This is a genomic window from Streptomyces sp. B8-7 (genome assembly GCF_058833805.1).
This window is the reverse complement of the sequence record NZ_JBYRRL010000008.1, coordinates 1-16,562: the sequence shown is the minus strand read 5'-3', so window position 1 is coordinate 16,562 and position 16,562 is coordinate 1. Positions and strand designations below refer to the sequence as shown.

The following is a 16,562-nucleotide window of genomic DNA, read 5'->3' as shown; positions in this document are numbered from 1 at the left end:
GTTGCGGTCACGTCCCCAATCGCAGTCCCTCGGCCGCCTCCTCCACCAGCGCCGTTCCGAGCCGTGTCACCCGTACCGAGAACGGGGCACCCGCGACCCGCAGGCCGGCCAGTGCGAGCTCGCCGAGCGGCGCACCGCGCAGGGGCCGCAGGGTGACGGTCCCGGCGGGGACGTCGGGACGGATGCCCACGAGTGTGCTCAGCAGCAGGACTCCGGCGGCCGCGGACGTCGCCGCCGGGCGGCAGGCGGCCGGGTGCGGAAGAGGAGCACCTCCGGCGGTGCGCTGCTCCCCCGCGTACATCTCCGGCAGCCGGTGTCCGAAGGCCCCTGCCGCCGCCAGCAGGCCCCGCAGCAGCGAGGTCGCCTCCTTCTCGTGCCCCGCCACGGCGAGTCCGGCGACGGCGATGGCCGTCTCGTGGACGCGGACGGCGCCGGTGCGATGGCCGAAGGGGTTGTAGCCGGCCTCCTCGGCGCCGAGGCTGCGGAGCCCCCAGCCCGAGTCCCATGGCGGGCTCCCCAGCAGCCTCGCCAGCTGTCCGGTGCGGGCCTTGTCCAGCAGGCCGTCGGCGTACTGCCCGAAGCCGAGCAGGCCGGTGTCGAGAAGGGTGGCGGCCGCGGCTCCCAGGTGCCTGACGAGGTGTCCGTCCGCGGTGCGGGCGGCGGCCGGCCGGCCGCCGGCGAGGTCGTCGCACCAGAAGTCGTTCCGGAACGCCGTCCGCAGTGCCCTCGCCCACTCCCGCAGTCCGGCACCGCCGGGTCTGCCGAGGGCGTCGAGCAGGTCCGCTCCCAGCAGCGCGGCTCGGTGGGCGTGGGCCTGTGTGTCGCAGCGTGCGGGGCCGCCGGGCCGGGGGTCGGGCAGGTAGACGCCGTCGCCCACGCTTCTGCGCATCCAGTGCAGGCAGCGTTCGGCGGCGGGCAGCAGTGCCTCGGTCTCCCGCTCCGGCATGCCCCACCGGCGGGCCTCGGCCAGCAGGACGGGGAACAGCAAGGTCGCTTCGGTCCCGGTGCAGCCGGGCGGCAGATGCGCACCCGCGTCCCGGAGCGGTCCGGGGATCATGCCGGACCGCGCGCCGAAGCCGGTGATCTGGGTGCGGGCGAGGCTGCGCAGTGTGCCGGCCGCCAGGCGGGTCCCGAGCGGCAGGGCCATCCGCGCGGCGGCGAGTGCCTCGGCCGGGGCGTGCCCGCAGCGCCACGGCGCACCGGCCGCGGCGTACGTGTCGGCCGGGTGGGCGGGGTCGCGGAGGAGCAGCGCCCGAAGGTCCTCGACACCGGTGCGCAGCAACGCCGCGGCTCCCGGGTCGTCACCCGCGGCCTCCGCGACGGCGAGCGGACCGGCGGCCGCGCGGACGGCCGGTCGGGTCCCACCCCCGGTCGGCCGGACCCGCAGTTCGATGCTGGCACGGCCGCCCGGAGCCAGTTCCAGTTCCCAGCGCAGCAGTCCGGCCGAGGCCACGGCGTCGTCGGGAGGCGGATCCGCGGTGACCGACGAGCCGCCGTCCGGGCCGGTCCAGCGCAGGCCGAAGCCGTGCACGCCGGCGGGCAGTTCCCGTCCGGTCCGGCCTGCGCCGATCGCCCCGAGTGCGGCGAGGTCGGTGCCGAGGACGACTTCGACCGGCAGCCGGAGGGACCGGGGAGCCGCACTGTGCAGGGTGATCCGCTCCGTGCCGTCGGCGGAGCGGATCCGCTCGACCATCACGTCCGGGTCCGGACCGGCGTGCGGTGAGATCCGCACCGTGCCCGCGAAGCGCGCCCGGCCGGCGCCGGCCATCCGGGCCTGCACCGTGACCGGTTCGCGCCCCGCGACCCGGACCTGGCACCGGGACAGGAGACGCCGGCCCCCGTGGTAGAAACCCTCCAGCCCCGAGCCGGTCAGCTGCCCATGGTCTCCGGAGACGGCGAGGCCCGGGAGGGCGACACAGATCAGGAGCCCGTGCGCGCACGGTGGTTCGGCCGGCGCGGGCGGCCGCTGGACGCTGCCGGCACCGAGCGGTCGCCGACCGGCGGGTACCGGAGAGCCGCCGCGGGCCTCCCCCGTCTGCGGCCGACGGGCGTAAGGGGCCGACGACCGGTGCGGGGGCGGCTGCCCGTGCCGGTCCGCAGCTTCGGACACGGGAGGCCGGGGGCGGGCGTCCGAGGCTCTCGGCCCCGCGGGCTGCAGGTGTTCTTCCGGGAGACCTGGCGCAGGAGGCTGTCCGGGACCGGCCGGCTGCCGGAGCGCGCGGCGCTCCCGGCCGGAGGTCGCGGGGGCGGCCGGGGTGCCGGCCCCGGCACGAGGCCCGGAGGGTCGTCCGGCTTCCGCTCCGGCCGACGGCACCGCGTGTGCCGGACTCTCCGCCGGGGGCGGACCGGGTCCGCCCGCGGCGCGGCGGGCATCGTCGTCGGAGGAGGGTACGGGCGGCTGGTGCATACGGCGGCTCTTCCGCGGTGAGTTCGCCTCGCACGGGTGAGGAGGTGTTCGCCGGCGAGGACAGGGCGTGCTCGGAGCGGCGGTACGGTCCGACCGGGAGGCCGCTCCGCCACCGAGGTGAACGGGACGGGACTTGTTCGGGTCACGCCCCGGCGACCGGGAACGATCCGGACGGCGGCCTCGGGGAGCGCCACCGCCCGCGAGCGTCCGAGCGGCCTGCCGGACAACGGCCCGGCAGTGGTCGACGAGCCTGTCGGCGGACCGGTTCACGGGTCACTCCGCGTCGCGTCGCGCCCGGGGAGCGGAGTGGCAGGGGAGTCGGAGCCCCGGGGCCGGTGCCGCCGTGCTCCGCCCCCGTCAGGGTCTCGGGGCGGACGGGAGTTCTGCGGGCGTGCCCCGCCTGCCGGCCGCGGGCCGGAGCGCGTCGTCCGGCCGCCGCCCGGTCGCACCCCTGCGGCGGCCGGGGAGGGGACCGCGGGGCGGGGACGGCGTGCGGTGCGGCCCGCGGCCGGAGAAGGCGACAGGCAACTGCCGCGCCCCGCTTCGTCGTCGGCCGCGATGCTGCCACGGGCCTCGACGGCCTCGCCGCTGTCGTCGGACCCGGGATCCGTGCTCTCGCGCCGGCCGCGCTCCGTGCGCAGGCAGCGGCGGAGCGACTCCGGGTCGAGGCCCTCGTTGCAGGCCTGGTGCAGCAGACGTGCGAACAGGTAGCCGGGGTCGGCGCCCAGAGCCATGGCGAGGGCTTCCCGGGCCTCGATCTCGTCGCCTGCCGACCAGGCGACCCAGCCGGCCAGGGTGAGCGGGGCGGCAGCGTGTTCCCCGTACGGGCCGACACAGCGCCGGGCCAGCGCCCGCCACAGCCGGAGTGCCGGTGCGGCCTCGTCCCCCTCCATCCATTCGGCGGCGCGGTCGCGGGTCACGCGGTCCTGGAGGCCCAGGATGAGGGCGGCTGCCTCGTCGTGGGCGAGCAGTTCGTCGTCCCGCAGGTCCTCGGCGAAGGCGCTCGGCACCGGCTGCGCCTCGGCCAGGCGGCTCATGACCCTTTGGGCGAGCCCCAGTGTCTCCGCGGCGACGTCCTCGCGGCTGCCCTCGTCGAGGATCCTCGGGACGAGGGACCGTCCGGCGGCGTCCAGGGCCATTTCCTGGTTCAGCGCGGATGCGGTGTCCCAGGGCTGGAGCCTGCCCCGCAGCTCCCGCAGTGTGCCGCGCACCTGGAGGCCCGCGTAGGTGGCGGCGGCCGCCAGCACCGATGAGCCGGGCAGGCCCATCGGCCGGCCTTCGGGCGGACAGCAGGCCGTCTCCTCGCAGCAGTACGACCAGCAGCGGCCGTCCGAGACGCACAGTGCCTCGATCACCGGCACGTCCAGCTGACCGCATTCGACCCTCAGTCGGTGGGCCAGTGGCGCCAGCCGGTCCCGGACGTCCTGGCCGCTCTCGCCCGGTTCCGGTTCCTGACAGAGGTAGACGACGATCTGCTCCGGCCGGGCCCCGCGGCGCTCGCCGCCGGTCACGAGTCCGTGTGCGAGCTGCCTGGCCGCGGCGGGCCAGTCCTCCCGGTGCGCGGGGATGCCGAGCCGCGCCCTGCCGCCGAAGCGGCCGCGACCGTCCCTGTCGTGCAGGGCGGCCATCACGATGCTGTCCTCGGGCCGGTACCCGAGCAGGTAGGGCAGGGCGTCGGCCAGCTCGGTGGGGGTGCGCAGGGTGACCTGGTCCGGGCCGGCGTCCCCCGCGGCGGCGTCCCCCGCGGCGGGGGCCCGCTCCGCGTGGGGAGCGACCTCGTGCCGCGGCGGGCGTAGGCCCGGCCGGGAGTGTCCGCTCTGACCGATGATGTCGCCGTCTCCGAAGGATCCGGCACTTTCGAAGGGTTCGCTGCTTTCGCCGTGATGTGTCATGCGGTGACGATCTCGCGGATCTCCGGGTTCCGCTTGCCCCTGTGGATAAGTCCGGTCAGGAACACGACACGGTCACGACGCTCCGCCTCTCTCGCGCCGCGCCTCGCCCGGAGTCCAGCCGTCACCGCGGGCCGGGGCGAGGCAGCGCACGGCGTCGGACGGGGCGGCGACAGGTCAGGGACGACGGGCGCGCGTCAGGGCGGAGGGCCGTCGGCGTCAGGCGGACCCGCGGCAGGCGGGGGAAGCAGGCACAGCAGGACGGCCGCCGTCGGGGCTCACCCGCCGGGCGAGGCAGCCCCGACCGCGGCCGGAGCTCACCCGGCGGACGCCAGCACCAGGGGCAGCACCTGCCCGGCACCCGCCTGCCGGAGCAGCCGGGCGGCGACCGCGAGGGTCCAGCCCGAGTCGGTGAGGTCGTCCACCAGCAGCACCGGCCCCTGGGCGCCGGCCAGGGCGGCCGCCAGCTCCGGGGGGACGGTGAAGGCGCCGAACAGCGCTCTGAGCCGCTGCGCGGAGTTGCTGCGGCGGGCCGCGTGCGCGCCGCCTTCCCCGGTGTACGCCAGCGCCCCCAGGTAGGGCAGCCGCCCGATGCCGGCGAGGCCCTCCGCGAGGGAGCCGACCAGCTGAGGACGGGTCAGGGACGGCACCGAGACGACCCCGACGGGCCGGGCGGAGGCGTCCGGGCCGCCGGACGCCCAGCCGGACGGGGAGCGCGCCCAGTCGGCGAGGACGGCCACCGAAGCCTGCAGCACGTCGGAGGGCACCGGACCGTCGGACGCGCCCTCCGCCAGCAGCGGACGCAGCCGGTTGCCCCAGCCGATGTCCGAGAGCCTGCCCAGTGCGCGCCCCGTCGAGCCCTGCTCGGCGGCGGGGATACGCCCCTTGAGGTCGACGCCGAGGGCCGGCATGCCGGTCGGCCACATGCGGCGCGGCTCGACCTCCACACCGGGGCGGTCCAGTTCCTTCGCGGCCCCCGTCAGCGCCTCGGCGGAGACGCCGGAGTCGATCCAGGCACCCGCGCAGTTGTCGCAGCGTCCGCACGGGGCCGCGCCCTCGTCGTCCAGTTGGAGCCGCAGGAACTCCATACGGCAGTCGCCCGTGGCGATGTAGTCGCGCATCGCCTGCCGTTCGGCGGCGCGCTGCCGGGCCACCCAGGCGTACCGGTCGGTGTCGTACACCCAGGGCCGCCCCGTGCTCTCCCAGCCGCCTTTCACCCGGCGCACGGCCCCGTCGACGTCGAGGACCTTCAGCATCGTCTCCAGCCGGGTGCGCCGCAGATCCACCACCGCCTCCAGAGCAGGCACGGACAGCGGACGTCCCGCGTCGGCGAGGGCCGCGAGGGTCTGCCGCACCTGCGCCTCGGGCGGGAACGCGGTGTCGGCGAAGTAGCGCCAGATCGCCTCGTCCTCCTTGCCGGGCAGCATCAGCACCTCGGCGTGCTCCACCCCGCGTCCGGCGCGCCCGACCTGCTGGTAGTAGGCGATCGGCGAGGACGGGGAGCCGAGGTGGATCACGAATCCGAGGTCGGGCTTGTCGAAGCCCATGCCGAGCGCGGACGTCGCCACGAGCGCCTTGACGCGGTTCTGCTGGAGGTCGGCCTCGGCCTGGAGCCGGTCGGCGTTCTCCGTGCGGCCCGTGTAGGAGTCCACTGCGAAGCCGCGCTGCCGCAGGAAGGCGGTGGCCTCCTCGGCGGCGGCGACAGTCAGGGCGTAGATGATCCCGGAACCGGGCAGCTCGTCGAGGTGCTCGGCCAGCCAGGCCAGCCGGTGCGCGGCGTCCGGCAGCCGGATCACGCCCAGCCGCAGGCTCTCGCGCTCCAGAGAGCCGCGCAGCACGAGGGCGTCCGCGCCGCCGGTCCCCAGCTGCTCGGCCACGTCCGCCGTGACCCGGGCGTTGGCGGTCGCGGTGGTCGCCAGGACCGGCACCCCGGGAGCGAGGTCGGTGAGCATCGCCCGCAGCCTCCGGTAGTCGGGCCGGAAGTCGTGGCCCCAGTCGGAGATGCAGTGTGCCTCGTCGACCACCAGGAGGCCGGTCGACTCCGCGAGGCCGGGCAGGATCTGCTCGCGGAAGTCCACGGCGTTGAGTCGCTCGGGACTGACGAGCAGCACGTCGGTCTCCCCGCGCTCCACCTCGCCGTGGACCGTCTGCCACTCCTCGGGGTTGGCGGAATTGATGGTGCGGGCGTTGATACCGGCGCGTTCGGCGGCCTCCACCTGGTTGCGCATGAGGGCCAGCAGCGGGGACACGATCACGGTGGGGCCCGAGCCGCGTCTGCGGAGCAGGGCCGTGGCGACGAAGTACACCGCCGACTTGCCCCAGCCGGTGCGCTGTACGACGAGAGCACGCCGGCGGTCCTCGACGAGCGCGGCCACGGCCTGCCACTGGTCCTCCCGCAGCCGGGCCGAGCCGTCCGGGGCGCCCACCAGCTCGGCGAGAACGGCATCGGCTTCGGCGCGGAGCTCCTGGTTGTCCATGCCTCCATGCAAGCGGATGACACCGACAATCGGCCAGTTCACCCCGCGAGGCCGGGTCTGCCGGAGGGATCGGAGCAGCACATTCCGGTCGTCTCGCGCACGGCGAGGCAGCAGAGGAACGGCGGGCCGCCTGTGTCGCGTGGGTGCGTTCTCCGGGCGGCCCGGGACGGCTCCGGTGTCCGGGCGGACGGGCCCGGGGGTGCGCGGGCGCGCGGCGGGCGCCTCAGCGACACGGGCCGTCCGGCGGCGTCGTGGCGCGTCCGGGCGGGCGGCCGGGCCGGGCCCTGGCTCTCCCGGCCCGTTCATGTCACGGTTGTCCGCATCATCCGGCGCCGCGCGGGGTAGTGATATAAGCCACCGAACGCCAGATAAAGGGCGGTGGCCCCAATTGCTCGTTGCCGCATCCAAGTTCGACAGCAAGAATTGAGGTCCGCTCCCCGCACGGCCCGGCCGTGGTCCGGAAGGGCTTCACTGCGGTGCGCGCCCCCGAATCCGATCCCGCCCGCAGTGTGGGCGCGTAGCCGAAGGGAGAAACGTGACCTTCGGATTCGCTCCGTCTCCCACGGCTTCGACGTCGGCGTCCGCGGAACTGTCCGCCGCTTCAGCCGCGCGCATGCTCGAGCCGGCCGAGTGGGCCGCGGCCGGCATTCCTCTGCTGCGCAACCCCCGCGAGGTGGTCAGCGGGCTGCATGCACGGCACCGGCCGGAACCGGGGACGGCGGTCGTCGCCGTCCTGGACCCCGATGAACGGCTGCGGGCGAGCGCCTCGTTCACGCGCCGCCCGGCACCTGCCGACGGATGGATGTTCCGCAACTCCCTGCTCGCCCAGCTGCGCCGGGTGATCCCGCACGACCTGCGGCGCCGTACGCCGGTGCGTACGGCCGTACTCCTGTGCTGCCGGGACGGCGACGCGCGCTGGACGGAGGAGGACGGCGCCTGGATGTGGGGGTTGCGTGACGCGTGCACCCTGCACGGGCTGCGCTGCGGGGCCTACATCCTGCTCACCCACGAGGGCTGGCAGGTGCTCGGTGAGGGGCGCGGCGGCCGTCGGCCCAGTGCGGGCTCGGCTCCGGAACCCTTCGGTTCCGGGGAGGTGACCCCGTTGCTGCCGCGTACCGGCGGCGTCTCGTCCGACGGTCTGCGCCGCGTGGCGGCCCGCTGAGGTCGCGATTCCTCGCACGGCGCGGTCGGTCGTGCCGGGAGTGCCGTCGACGGCGGCTGGAGACCGGGGCGGACGGCGGCCCTACGCGGTACGGGCTCCGCCCGGCAGGCCGGGCGAGGCGTCCCCGGGGGAGGCACCCGGGCAGCGGGGACGGCCGCGGCGTGCACGGCGCACCTCACGTTCCCCCGTGAACGGGGTCGGCGGGTTGCGGCGCGCTCCGGCACACCGGGCGGAGGCACGCGCCAGCGCGCCTCCGGTCGTCCGCGCCTCGACCGGGCACGGGGCCCGGCCGGAGGGCGGCTGTCGTCGCCCGCAGCGTCCTCGGACGCCTCGGGGCGTGCTCAGACGCCCGCGCCCAGCACCGAGTTGATCTGCTGCGGGTCGCCGCAGACGATCAGCAGGGCACCGGCCCGGGTGAGGGCCAGCGGGAGCGCCTGGGCGGCCGTGGCGTCGGTGCCGCCGTTGACCGCGACGACCACGACGGACCGGCTCCCGGCACGGCTCGCGACGTCGGCACCGGTGTAGAAGACGTCGTCGCCCGCGTCGTGCTGGGCCCAGTAGGAGGTCTCCCCGAAGGACAGCTCGTGAGCGGCCCAGGGGTGGTGTTCCCCGGTGGTGATCACCAGGATGTCACCGGGGGCACGGCCGGAGTCCAGGAGCAGGTCGACGGCTTCCTCGGCCGCGTCGAGCGCGCCCTCGGCGGAGGCCGGGATCAGCTGGATCTGCGGCGTGTGCGAGGCCTTGCCGGCGGTCGCGGGGGTGACGGGAGGGCCCGACGGAACGGGCTTGGCCGCGGCGGCGTCGCGCGGGGTGCGCTGAGCCGGCGGCGTCGGGCGCGTCGGCCCCGGGCGGCCCGGGCGCGGCGGCGCCACGGGGCGGGGGCCGGGTACAGGGCGGGGGGTCGGCGCGTTGCGGCCGCTGGCCGGCGTGGCGCGGGGACCCTGGGCACTCTCGTGAATCTGAGGCTCCTCGGGGATGAGAGGCATGAGCTGATGTCTATCAAACGTTGGTACGGCTCGCCTCGGCGGGTGGCACGTGCATGCGAGCAGAACCGTCAGAAATCGAAGCCGAGCTGACCCTCGATTTCCGGAACGCTTCCGTCCGCCCAGTTGCGGGCCTTCTTGAGGTGCCGCCACTGGGGCAGCGCATCAAGATACGCCCACGACAACCGGTGGTGGGGAGTGGGTCCCCATTCCTCCAGTGCGGCCTTGTGCACGGGCGACGGATACCCGGCGTTGTCCGCAAAACCGAAGTGTGCATGGTCGATACCCAGTTCGGCCATCATTTTGTCGCGCTGAACCTTGGCGATCACCGAGGCCGCGGCCACGGCCACGCAGGACCGGTCGCCCTTGATCACCGTACGGACCTTCCACGGGGTGCCGAGGTAGTCGTGCTTGCCGTCGAGGATGACCGCGTCAGGGCGCACCGGAAGGGCGTCCAGCGCGCGCACCGCGGCGAGCCGCAGGGCGGCGGTCATTCCCCGTTGGTCGATCTCCTCGGGAGAGGCATGCCCCAGTGCGAAGCATGTCACCCATGTCCGGAGCTCCTCGGCGAGCACGGTGCGCCGTTTGACGGTGATCAGTTTGGAGTCGGTGAGGCCCTCGGGGGGCCGCCGCAGGCCGGTGACCGCCGCACAGACGGTGACGGGGCCGGCCCACGCGCCGCGTCCCACCTCGTCGACACCGGCAACGATCTTCGCCCCGGTCGTGGCGCGGAGTGAGCGCTCGACGGTGTGGGTGGGTGGTTCGTACGCCATGACATGCCTAGCCTACGACGCCCCGAAGCCCCCGCGACACCCCGGCACCCCGGCTGACGTCGCAGCACCCGGTGACGGCCGTCAGGAGTCCGGTGTCCGCAGCAGCGGCATCATCAGCTGGTCGATGAGCCCGGCGAGATCCTGGTCGCTCCATTCGCTGGCGCACATCTTGGAGCGGTACATCATCATCGCCGGAATCGCGTCGAAGACATAGCCGTTGGCTGCGTCCTTCCGCACCTCGCCCCGGGCTATGCCACGCGTGATGACCTTCCGCAGCATGCCGAGCGTCGGCTCCACGACCGCGTCGAAGATCACACTGTGAAAGCGCTCGGCCTGCGCATGGTCGCATTCGTGAATCACCGCGCGCAGCGCGCAGCCGGGGCGGGAGAACATCGCGTCCCGCGCCTGCCGACACAGGGCCAGCAGGTCCTCGCGGACCCCTCCCAGGTCGGGGGCGCCGTCCAGCCGGGGCAGGCCTGCCCGCAGGGCGTCGACGACCAGGTCCTCCTTGGTGGGCCAGCGCCGGTAGACGGCGGCTTTCCCGGTCTGGGCGCGGGAGGCGACGCCTTCCATCGTCAGGCCGCTCCAGCCGACGGTACTGAGCTGGTCCAGGGCGGCGTCGAGGATCGCCCGTTCGAGCACCGCTCCGCGTCGGCGGGGCGGGGCCGACCGGGCGGGGTCCGTCCAGCGCGGCGAAGCCATCGAGTCTCTCCAGTGAGCAGAAGCGGAGTGCCCCGGAGCCGGTCCGGGACGACGGGGACCCTCCACCGTGCAGTGGCGGAGGTCATGTTCCGTCCGGCAGCGGAAGTGAACGCTTGCGTTCACTACGGGGATCTCACTACCGTGGGCGTGACAGTGAACACCATCGTTCACTAATGAGGGTGTGGGGGAAGTACGGTGACGACCTCTCAATTGACTCAGCACCAGAAATCCGGGGCGCCACGCCGGGCGGGGCATCCCGGCATCGCGCTCGCCGTCATCGCGGCCTGCCAGCTCATGGTGGTCCTCGACGCGACGATTGTGAACATCGCACTCCCGCACATTCAAGCCGCTCTCAGCTTCAGCACCACCGATCTGACATGGGTGGTGAGTTCCTACACGCTCACCTTCGGCGGACTGCTTCTGCTGGGAGCGCGGGCCGGTGACATCCTCGGGCGGCGGCGGGTCTTCCTGACCGGCATCCTGCTGTTCACGTTCGCCTCGCTGCTGGGCGGTCTCGCACAGGAGCCCTGGCAGCTGCTGGCGGCGCGGGCGCTGCAGGGGGTCGGCGGCGCCATCGCCTCGCCGACCGCACTGGCGCTGGTCACCACGACGTTTCCCGAAGGCCCCGAGCGCAACCGCGCTTTCGGGGTGTTCGCGGCGGTCTCCGCGGGCGGCGGTGCCGTCGGGCTGCTCGCGGGGGGCATGCTCACCGAGTGGCTCGACTGGCGCTGGGTCCTCTTCGTCAACGTGCCGATCGGACTGCTGATCGCGGCGATGACACCGCTGTACCTCGCCGAGTCCGAGCGGCATCCCGGCCGCTTCGACATCGCCGGCGCTCTCGCCTCGACCCTCGGCATGGCCTCGCTGGTCTACGGCTTCATCCGCGCGGCCGAGGACGGCTGGCGCGACTCTCTCGCCCTGGGCTCCTTCGCTGCCGCGGTGGTCCTGCTGGTGGGCTTCGTCTCCATCGAGATGCGGGCGAGGGAACCGATCACCCCGCTGCGGTTGTTCGCGGACCGCAACCGCTCCGGAACGTACGTGATCATGCTGTGCCTGGCCGCGGCGATGTTCGGCATGTTCTTCTACATCGTGCTGTTCGTGCAGAACGTGCTCGGCTACAGCCCGATCAAGGCGGGTCTGGCCTTCCTCCCCGTGACGGCGGCGATCGCGGTCGGCGCGGGGCTGTCGCAGCGGTTCCTGCCGGCGCTGGGCCCCAAGCCGTTCATGCTGGTGGGCTCCACCCTCGTGCTGACCGGCCTGTCCTGGCAGACCTTCATCACCCCGGACAGCTCGTACGCCGGCGGGGTGATCGGCCCGATGCTGGTGTTCGGGTTCGGTATGGGGCTGATCTTCGTGACGGTGACGGTGACCGCGGTCTCGGGCGTCGCACCGCACGAGGCGGGTGCGGCGTCCGGACTGCTCAACGCCACCCAGCAGGTGGGCGGTTCGCTCGGCCTGTCGATCCTCACCACCGTCTTCGGCACGGCCAGCGCGGACGAGGCGAAGCGTCAGATGCCGGACTTCCTGACGCACGGCACCGCGCAGCAGCAGGCGGAGTTCCAGCAGACGCACCTGTTGCCGGCGCCCTGGGGGCACGCGGTGCTCTCCGAGGGCATTTCGAGCGCATTCCTCCCGGCAGCGGGGATGGCCGTGCTCGCCCTGGTCACCTCCGCCGTGGTGATCCGCGTGCGCAGAAGCGACCTGGCGGCGCTCGCCGGATCGGCGGGCCCGGTGGACAGCTGAGAGCACCCGGCGCCGCGCCGGTCCCGGAGACGCGCCGAAAGGCATGCCGACGGTGCGCCCGGGGCCGCCGGGCCGCACTCCCGTGGTCCGCGGCGTCGCGGACCGCACTCCCGCGGACCGCGGCGTCACGGACGGCAGCGGCTCGGGCCGGGCGGCCCGGACCGCGCGGTCTGCCGTCCTCACCGGCCGACCGAACCGGACCGGGCGGGCGGACCGCAAGGAGCGCACCACCGGCGCGGACGAGCACGGCGTCACCCACGGCGGCTCCCGCGGCGGCTCCCGCGGCGGCGCGGGAGCCGCCGCCCCGTGCCGGCCCCGGGCCGCACGCCACCGCGACGCGCACCCCGCGGCCACGGCCAGAAACCGGAGAACCTGCACACCCGCCACCCCCTTCACCCTCGCCGTCGTCGCCCGGCACCGCTCACCTCCGACGGCGCCGCCGATACCGCCCGGCTCCGCCGAAGCCGCCGAAGCCGTCCGGTCCGTCCGGTCCATCCGGTCCGTCCACACCTGTCGGCGCGGCACTCACGACGACAACGCGGCGCGCTCACGCAGAGTTCCCGAAGAATGCAGAGTGTCACCATGGTGTGGAACAGCGGTCACGGAGGCCGGGAAGCGCACGAGGGCGGCCCGGAGCGAGGCCGGGCACGGGCGGCCGGAGCCCGTCGAGCCGGCGGGCGACGGCGAGACTTGCGGGCTCCGGCCAGGCTGGCGGGCAGGGTGCCCCCTCAGACGGCGGCAGGCACCCAGTCCGGGACCGACTCGGTCCGGGTGACCCAGTCGGCGGGCGGCGTGCCCGGCTCGCCGGAGGCGAGTACACCGCCCACGATCGCGCAGGTGGTGTCCACATCACCGCCGACCCGGGCCGTGGTCCAGAACGCCTCCTCGTAGTCACCGAGGCGGCGAGCCGCGGACCACAGGGCGAACGGCACCGTGTCGTGGGCCGACTTGCGCCGACCGCAGCCGAGCACGGCGGCCACGGTGGCCGCGTCACCGTAGTCGAGCATGTCGCGGGCGCGGCGCAGGCCTGCGCCCACGGCGCTCCTGGGCAGCAGGGCGATCACGTCGTCGAGGAGTGCCTCGGCTCTGGGCGGGCCGCCGGGGGCGGCGACCAGTGCCGCCGCCGCGGCCACCGCCATCGCGCCGACCACGGCCTCGCGATGCTGGTGGGTGGGGTAGGCGGAGATCTCCGCCTGGTGGGTGGCCTGCTCGGGGTCGTCCGCGTACCAGGCGCCCAGGGGCGCGATGCGCACCGCCGCTCCGTTGCCCCAGGACCCGGCGCCCTGGAACAGCGCGGCGGACAGTTCACGCCAGTCGCCACCCTCGCGGATCAGCCTCAGCAGCCGCGCCACGGCGGGCCCGTACTCCCGGTCGAAGTCGTGGTGCTCGGCGAACGACAGGGCGAGGGCGTCCTGGTCGATGCGGTGGTGAGCGGCGAGCACGGCCACCACGGAGCAGGCCATCTCGGTGTCGTCCGTCCACTGCCACGACCCGTCCGGCAGCTCGCGCCGCTTGAGCAGCGGATAGCGCGCCGGCGCGAAGAACTGCGAGCCCAGCGCGTCACCCACCGCCAGTCCGCGCAGGCTGCCCAGGGCCCGCTCCAGGCGCACGTGGGAAGAGGAATCTGCGGTCATCGCCCTGCCACTCTATCCGGTGATCCCGTACGGCTCCGGCTCCCGCCAGCGCTCGAACGGCCGGTCGAGCGTGTACTTGCCGTCGTCTCCGAGAACGAGCATCCGCATCTCGCCGTTCCCGGGATTGGCCAGCGACTCGAATTCCGCGACCGTCCAGTGGAACCAGCGCATGCAGAACAGCCGCATCGCCAGGCCGTGCGTGACGAGGAGCACGTTGGGCGGGTGATCGGGTGCCTCGAAACTGCGGTAGAGGCTCTCCAGGAACCCGCCCACCCGGTCGTAGACGTCGGCGCCGCTCTCCCCCTGCGCGAAGCGGTAGAAGAAGTGTCCGTAGGCGTCGCGGTAGGCCTTCTGGAGCCGCACGTCGTCGCGGTCCTGCCAGTTGCCCCAGTCCTGCTCGCGCAGCCGGGGCTCCTCACGCACCCGTATCCGTCCGGGGTCGAGGTGGAAGGCGCGGAGGGTGTCGTGGGTACGCCGGTAGGGGGAGACGTACACGCTCACGCGCTCGCGCCCGAAGAGTGCCCGCAGCTCCTCGCCGGCCTTCCCGGCCTGCTGCCGGCCGCGCTCGGTCAGCGCCAGGGCATGGTCGGGCTCACGCTCGTACACGGTGTCATCAACGTTGCCGGTTGACTCGCCGTGCCGGACAAGGACGATGCGCCGTGGTCGTGCCATGCCGAAACCCTAGATCGATCCGCGCCCGGCCGAGCACCCGTGCGGGCTCCATACGGCGTAGGTCACACCGTGTGCGCCCGCCCCGGCGCATGGTGCGACTGCTGCGCACCGGGTGCCCGTCACACCGTCCAGGAGGGTTCAAGGTCCACGACGTCTCCGGTGAGGGCCGCGACGTCGGCCTCGGTCTGGGCCCGCAGGGCGAGCCGCTCCACCCGCTCGGTGCGGTACTTGCCGTGCTCGGCGGCCGACCGCCACATGGACAGGACCAGGAACTCGTGCCCCGGCGCCTCGCCGAACAGCCCGCGGACCATGCCCGGCGATCCGGCCATGGCAGGGTTCCAGACCTTCTCCTGCATCAGCGTGAAGTTCTCGACGCGGTCCTGGTGGACGCGGCACAGGGCGACCCGGATCAGGTCCGCGTCGGTGAAGCGCGGTTCGAACCCCGTCTTCACGTCGAAACGGTACTCGAAGAGCCTGACCTGGGCGTTCTTGAAGGTGCCGGCCTGGGACGCGGCGAGCCGGTCGTGGGAGCGCGCCATGAAGGAGTCGTAGAACGCCCTGCTCTCCCAGAAGGCGAAGACATGGGCGACCGACGGCCGCGCCCTGCTCCAGCCTCCGCCCTGCCCCCGGAAACCCGGTTCGCCGGGCAGCCCCGCCCACTTCCGCTGCCCCCGCTCGAAACCTCGGCGGTCCACCACGGTGCAGCGAATCCACTTGACCAGCACCGCGCCATGGTAAAGCCACGGAGCGCGGCGGGGGCCCGCCCGGTGACGGAGCCGCCCGCAGCAGGGCACGCGCGCGTGGCAGGATGGCAACCGGGCCCGTCAGCACAGCAGTTGGGCCCTCGGACCGACGGGGAAAGGGAGTCAGGTGAACGACCTCATCAAGGGTATCCGCAAGGTCGAGGTGGCCCTGAAGTGGGATCCGAGCCCGGCGGGCCAACCGCCCACGGACCTGGACCTGGTGGCGGCGACCTATGTACGCGAGGAGCCGTACGGGGACCCCTCCTACGTGGTGCACTTCGACAGCCGCTCCCCCGACGGCACCATCCACCTCAGCCGGGACAGCCAGGACGGCAAGGGCTTCGGCTGGGACGAGGTCATGGTGCTGGAACTGGAGCGGCTGGACGCCCGGTACGCGCGCGTGGTGGTCGGTGTGATCCTGCAGCAGCGTCCCGTCGGCCGGACGTTCGTCAGCGTCGCCAATCCGGGCCTGCGGATCCGTGAGGGGTACACCGACCTGGCTCTGGACGACTTCGGTTCGGTCCTGGGCGCGACGGCGGCGACCGTCGCGGAGTTCGTCCGCGACGAGGCGGGCAACTGGGATCTGCGCCCGGGGGTGCGGGGCTTCGAGGACGACCCCGCGACGTTCGTCCGCGCCATGGGCGCCATCGGCCGCCCCTGACGGCCGGCCGGAGTACGGCGCCACGACGGCGAGCGTCGCCGAGAGACCGTCCCGGGAGGCCGTCCGGGAGGCCGCCCCGGGAGGCCGTCCCGGGAGGCCGTCCCGCACGGGCCTCTCGGTGCCGGGCCCGGTGCGTGCGGCACACCGGTGTCGCCGGTGCGCAGGCACTGGTCCGCGAGGAGGAGAGGACCGGAGCCTGCGCGGGTGCGCGTGGTGCCGGAGGCCCAGGCACGACGGCCCCGGGCGGGCACCCGCCCGGGGCCGCCCGCAGGGCGCGCGCGGGACGCGGATCCCGGCTCAGGGCACCCGTCGTCGGGCCGGCTCCCCGGCGGCCTCCCCGCGCGGGAGGACGCGGCGGCACAGGGCCCCCGCGTCCTCCCGCCCGGAATACTGGTGGAGAGCACTTATTCCTGACGTGCGCTATTCCTCGGTATCCGGCTCTCGATCGGGGAACGCACGCAGCTTCAGCCGGGGCGCCCGGTGATCGGCGAGCCATCGCATCAGGTTGTCATCCGCAGTGAACCCGGCGCGTGCCGTCTCGGTCCACTCCTCTCGGTCGAGGACTTCGAGGTATGTCTCTCGGAGCGATTCCTGCTGAGTCGCAGTGCACCCCGCAGCCTCGGGAGGCTCCGTGGTCAGGTGCTGAGTGAGCACCGCGATCGTGAAGTAGCGCTCGATCGTCGGGCTGAGCGAACCCACACGGCGAGCATGAGCTT

The 16,562-nt window shown here is 74.0% G+C and carries 12 protein-coding genes and 1 pseudogene; 3 read left to right on the top strand and 10 right to left on the bottom strand.

Going from position 1 to position 16,562, the window contains the following annotated elements; all coding sequences use genetic code 11:
- Positions 1–7: 7 nt before the first annotated feature.
- The 3 genes from AC5K6T_RS31335 to AC5K6T_RS31325 form a co-directional block, all read right to left on the bottom strand.
- A complete protein-coding gene (locus tag AC5K6T_RS31335; RefSeq protein WP_493214428.1) occupies positions 8–1,921 on the bottom strand; it encodes a glycogen debranching N-terminal domain-containing protein in 1,914 nt (637 codons plus the stop codon).
- Between the two features lie 752 nt (positions 1,922–2,673).
- Positions 2,674–4,299 carry a DUF4192 domain-containing protein gene (locus tag AC5K6T_RS31330; protein WP_493214409.1) on the bottom strand — a complete coding sequence of 542 codons (1,626 nt, stop codon included), beginning with the start codon at positions 4,297–4,299 and terminating at the stop codon, positions 2,674–2,676.
- 314 nt (positions 4,300–4,613) lie between these two features.
- The gene (locus AC5K6T_RS31325; RefSeq protein ID WP_493214408.1) at positions 4,614–6,773 is read right to left on the bottom strand and encodes a RecQ family ATP-dependent DNA helicase; all 2,160 of its coding nucleotides are present in this window, start codon (positions 6,771–6,773) and stop codon (positions 4,614–4,616) included.
- A gap of 535 nt (positions 6,774–7,308) precedes the next feature.
- On the opposite strand from AC5K6T_RS31325, the gene AC5K6T_RS31320 reads away from it, so the two are divergent.
- Positions 7,309–7,935 carry a hypothetical protein gene (locus AC5K6T_RS31320; protein WP_493214407.1) on the top strand — a complete coding sequence of 209 codons (627 nt, stop codon included), beginning with the start codon at positions 7,309–7,311 and terminating at the stop codon, positions 7,933–7,935.
- Positions 7,936–8,276: 341 nt separating this feature from the next.
- On the opposite strand, the gene AC5K6T_RS31315 is transcribed toward AC5K6T_RS31320, so the two are convergent.
- The 3 genes from AC5K6T_RS31315 to AC5K6T_RS31305 form a co-directional block, all read right to left on the bottom strand.
- Positions 8,277–8,921: a hypothetical protein gene (locus AC5K6T_RS31315; RefSeq protein WP_493214406.1), complete on the bottom strand. Its 645-nt coding sequence runs from the start codon at positions 8,919–8,921 to the stop codon at positions 8,277–8,279.
- Between the two features lie 68 nt (positions 8,922–8,989).
- Positions 8,990–9,691, bottom strand: a complete 702-nt coding sequence (rnhB, locus tag AC5K6T_RS31310) for a ribonuclease HII (RefSeq protein WP_493214405.1) — start codon at positions 9,689–9,691, stop codon at positions 8,990–8,992.
- An 81-nt stretch (positions 9,692–9,772) separates the two neighbouring features.
- On the bottom strand, positions 9,773–10,393 hold the full coding sequence (locus AC5K6T_RS31305) for a TetR/AcrR family transcriptional regulator (RefSeq protein WP_493214404.1): 621 nt from the start codon (positions 10,391–10,393) through the stop codon (positions 9,773–9,775).
- 195 nt (positions 10,394–10,588) lie between these two features.
- Between AC5K6T_RS31305 and AC5K6T_RS31300 the strand changes: the two genes are divergently transcribed.
- Positions 10,589–12,136 (top strand): MFS transporter, encoded by a 1,548-nt coding sequence (locus AC5K6T_RS31300; RefSeq protein WP_493214403.1) that lies wholly within the window; start codon positions 10,589–10,591, stop codon positions 12,134–12,136.
- 728 nt (positions 12,137–12,864) lie between these two features.
- On the opposite strand, the gene AC5K6T_RS31295 is transcribed toward AC5K6T_RS31300, so the two are convergent.
- The 3 genes from AC5K6T_RS31295 to AC5K6T_RS31285 all read right to left on the bottom strand — a co-directional run bounded on the left by AC5K6T_RS31295 (position 12,865) and on the right by AC5K6T_RS31285 (position 15,167).
- The gene (locus AC5K6T_RS31295) at positions 12,865–13,770 is read right to left on the bottom strand and encodes an ADP-ribosylglycohydrolase family protein (RefSeq protein WP_493214402.1); all 906 of its coding nucleotides are present in this window, start codon (positions 13,768–13,770) and stop codon (positions 12,865–12,867) included.
- A 12-nt stretch (positions 13,771–13,782) separates the two neighbouring features.
- Complete coding sequence (locus tag AC5K6T_RS31290) at positions 13,783–14,442, bottom strand: histidine phosphatase family protein (RefSeq protein WP_493214401.1); 660 nt, start codon at positions 14,440–14,442, stop codon at positions 13,783–13,785.
- 119 nt (positions 14,443–14,561) lie between these two features.
- On the bottom strand, positions 14,562–15,167 hold the full coding sequence (locus AC5K6T_RS31285) for a YdbC family protein (protein WP_493214400.1): 606 nt from the start codon (positions 15,165–15,167) through the stop codon (positions 14,562–14,564).
- Positions 15,168–15,312: 145 nt separating this feature from the next.
- On the opposite strand from AC5K6T_RS31285, the gene AC5K6T_RS31280 reads away from it, so the two are divergent.
- Entirely contained in the window at positions 15,313–15,846 is a 534-nt protein-coding gene (locus tag AC5K6T_RS31280) for a TerD family protein (protein ID WP_493214399.1), read from the top strand.
- 420 nt (positions 15,847–16,266) lie between these two features.
- Here the strand turns inward: AC5K6T_RS31280 and AC5K6T_RS31275 are convergent.
- A pseudogene (locus AC5K6T_RS31275) lies at positions 16,267–16,562 on the bottom strand (hypothetical protein); the annotation flags it as partial.

Bases quoted from the DNA above. Each gene is read 5' to 3' on its own strand.
- AC5K6T_RS31330 (WP_493214409.1), bottom strand. From the start codon at position 4,299: ATGACACATCACGGCGAAAGCAGCGAACCCTTCGAAAGTGCCGGATCC.
- AC5K6T_RS31325 (WP_493214408.1), bottom strand. From the start codon at position 6,773: ATGGACAACCAGGAGCTCCGCGCCGAAGCCGATGCCGTTCTCGCCGAG.
- AC5K6T_RS31315 (WP_493214406.1), bottom strand. From the start codon at position 8,921: ATGCCTCTCATCCCCGAGGAGCCTCAGATTCACGAGAGTGCCCAGGGT.
- rnhB (WP_493214405.1), bottom strand. From the start codon at position 9,691: ATGGCGTACGAACCACCCACCCACACCGTCGAGCGCTCACTCCGCGCC.
- AC5K6T_RS31305 (WP_493214404.1), bottom strand. From the start codon at position 10,393: ATGGCTTCGCCGCGCTGGACGGACCCCGCCCGGTCGGCCCCGCCCCGC.
- AC5K6T_RS31295 (WP_493214402.1), bottom strand. From the start codon at position 13,770: ATGACCGCAGATTCCTCTTCCCACGTGCGCCTGGAGCGGGCCCTGGGC.
- AC5K6T_RS31290 (WP_493214401.1), bottom strand. From the start codon at position 14,442: ATGGCACGACCACGGCGCATCGTCCTTGTCCGGCACGGCGAGTCAACC.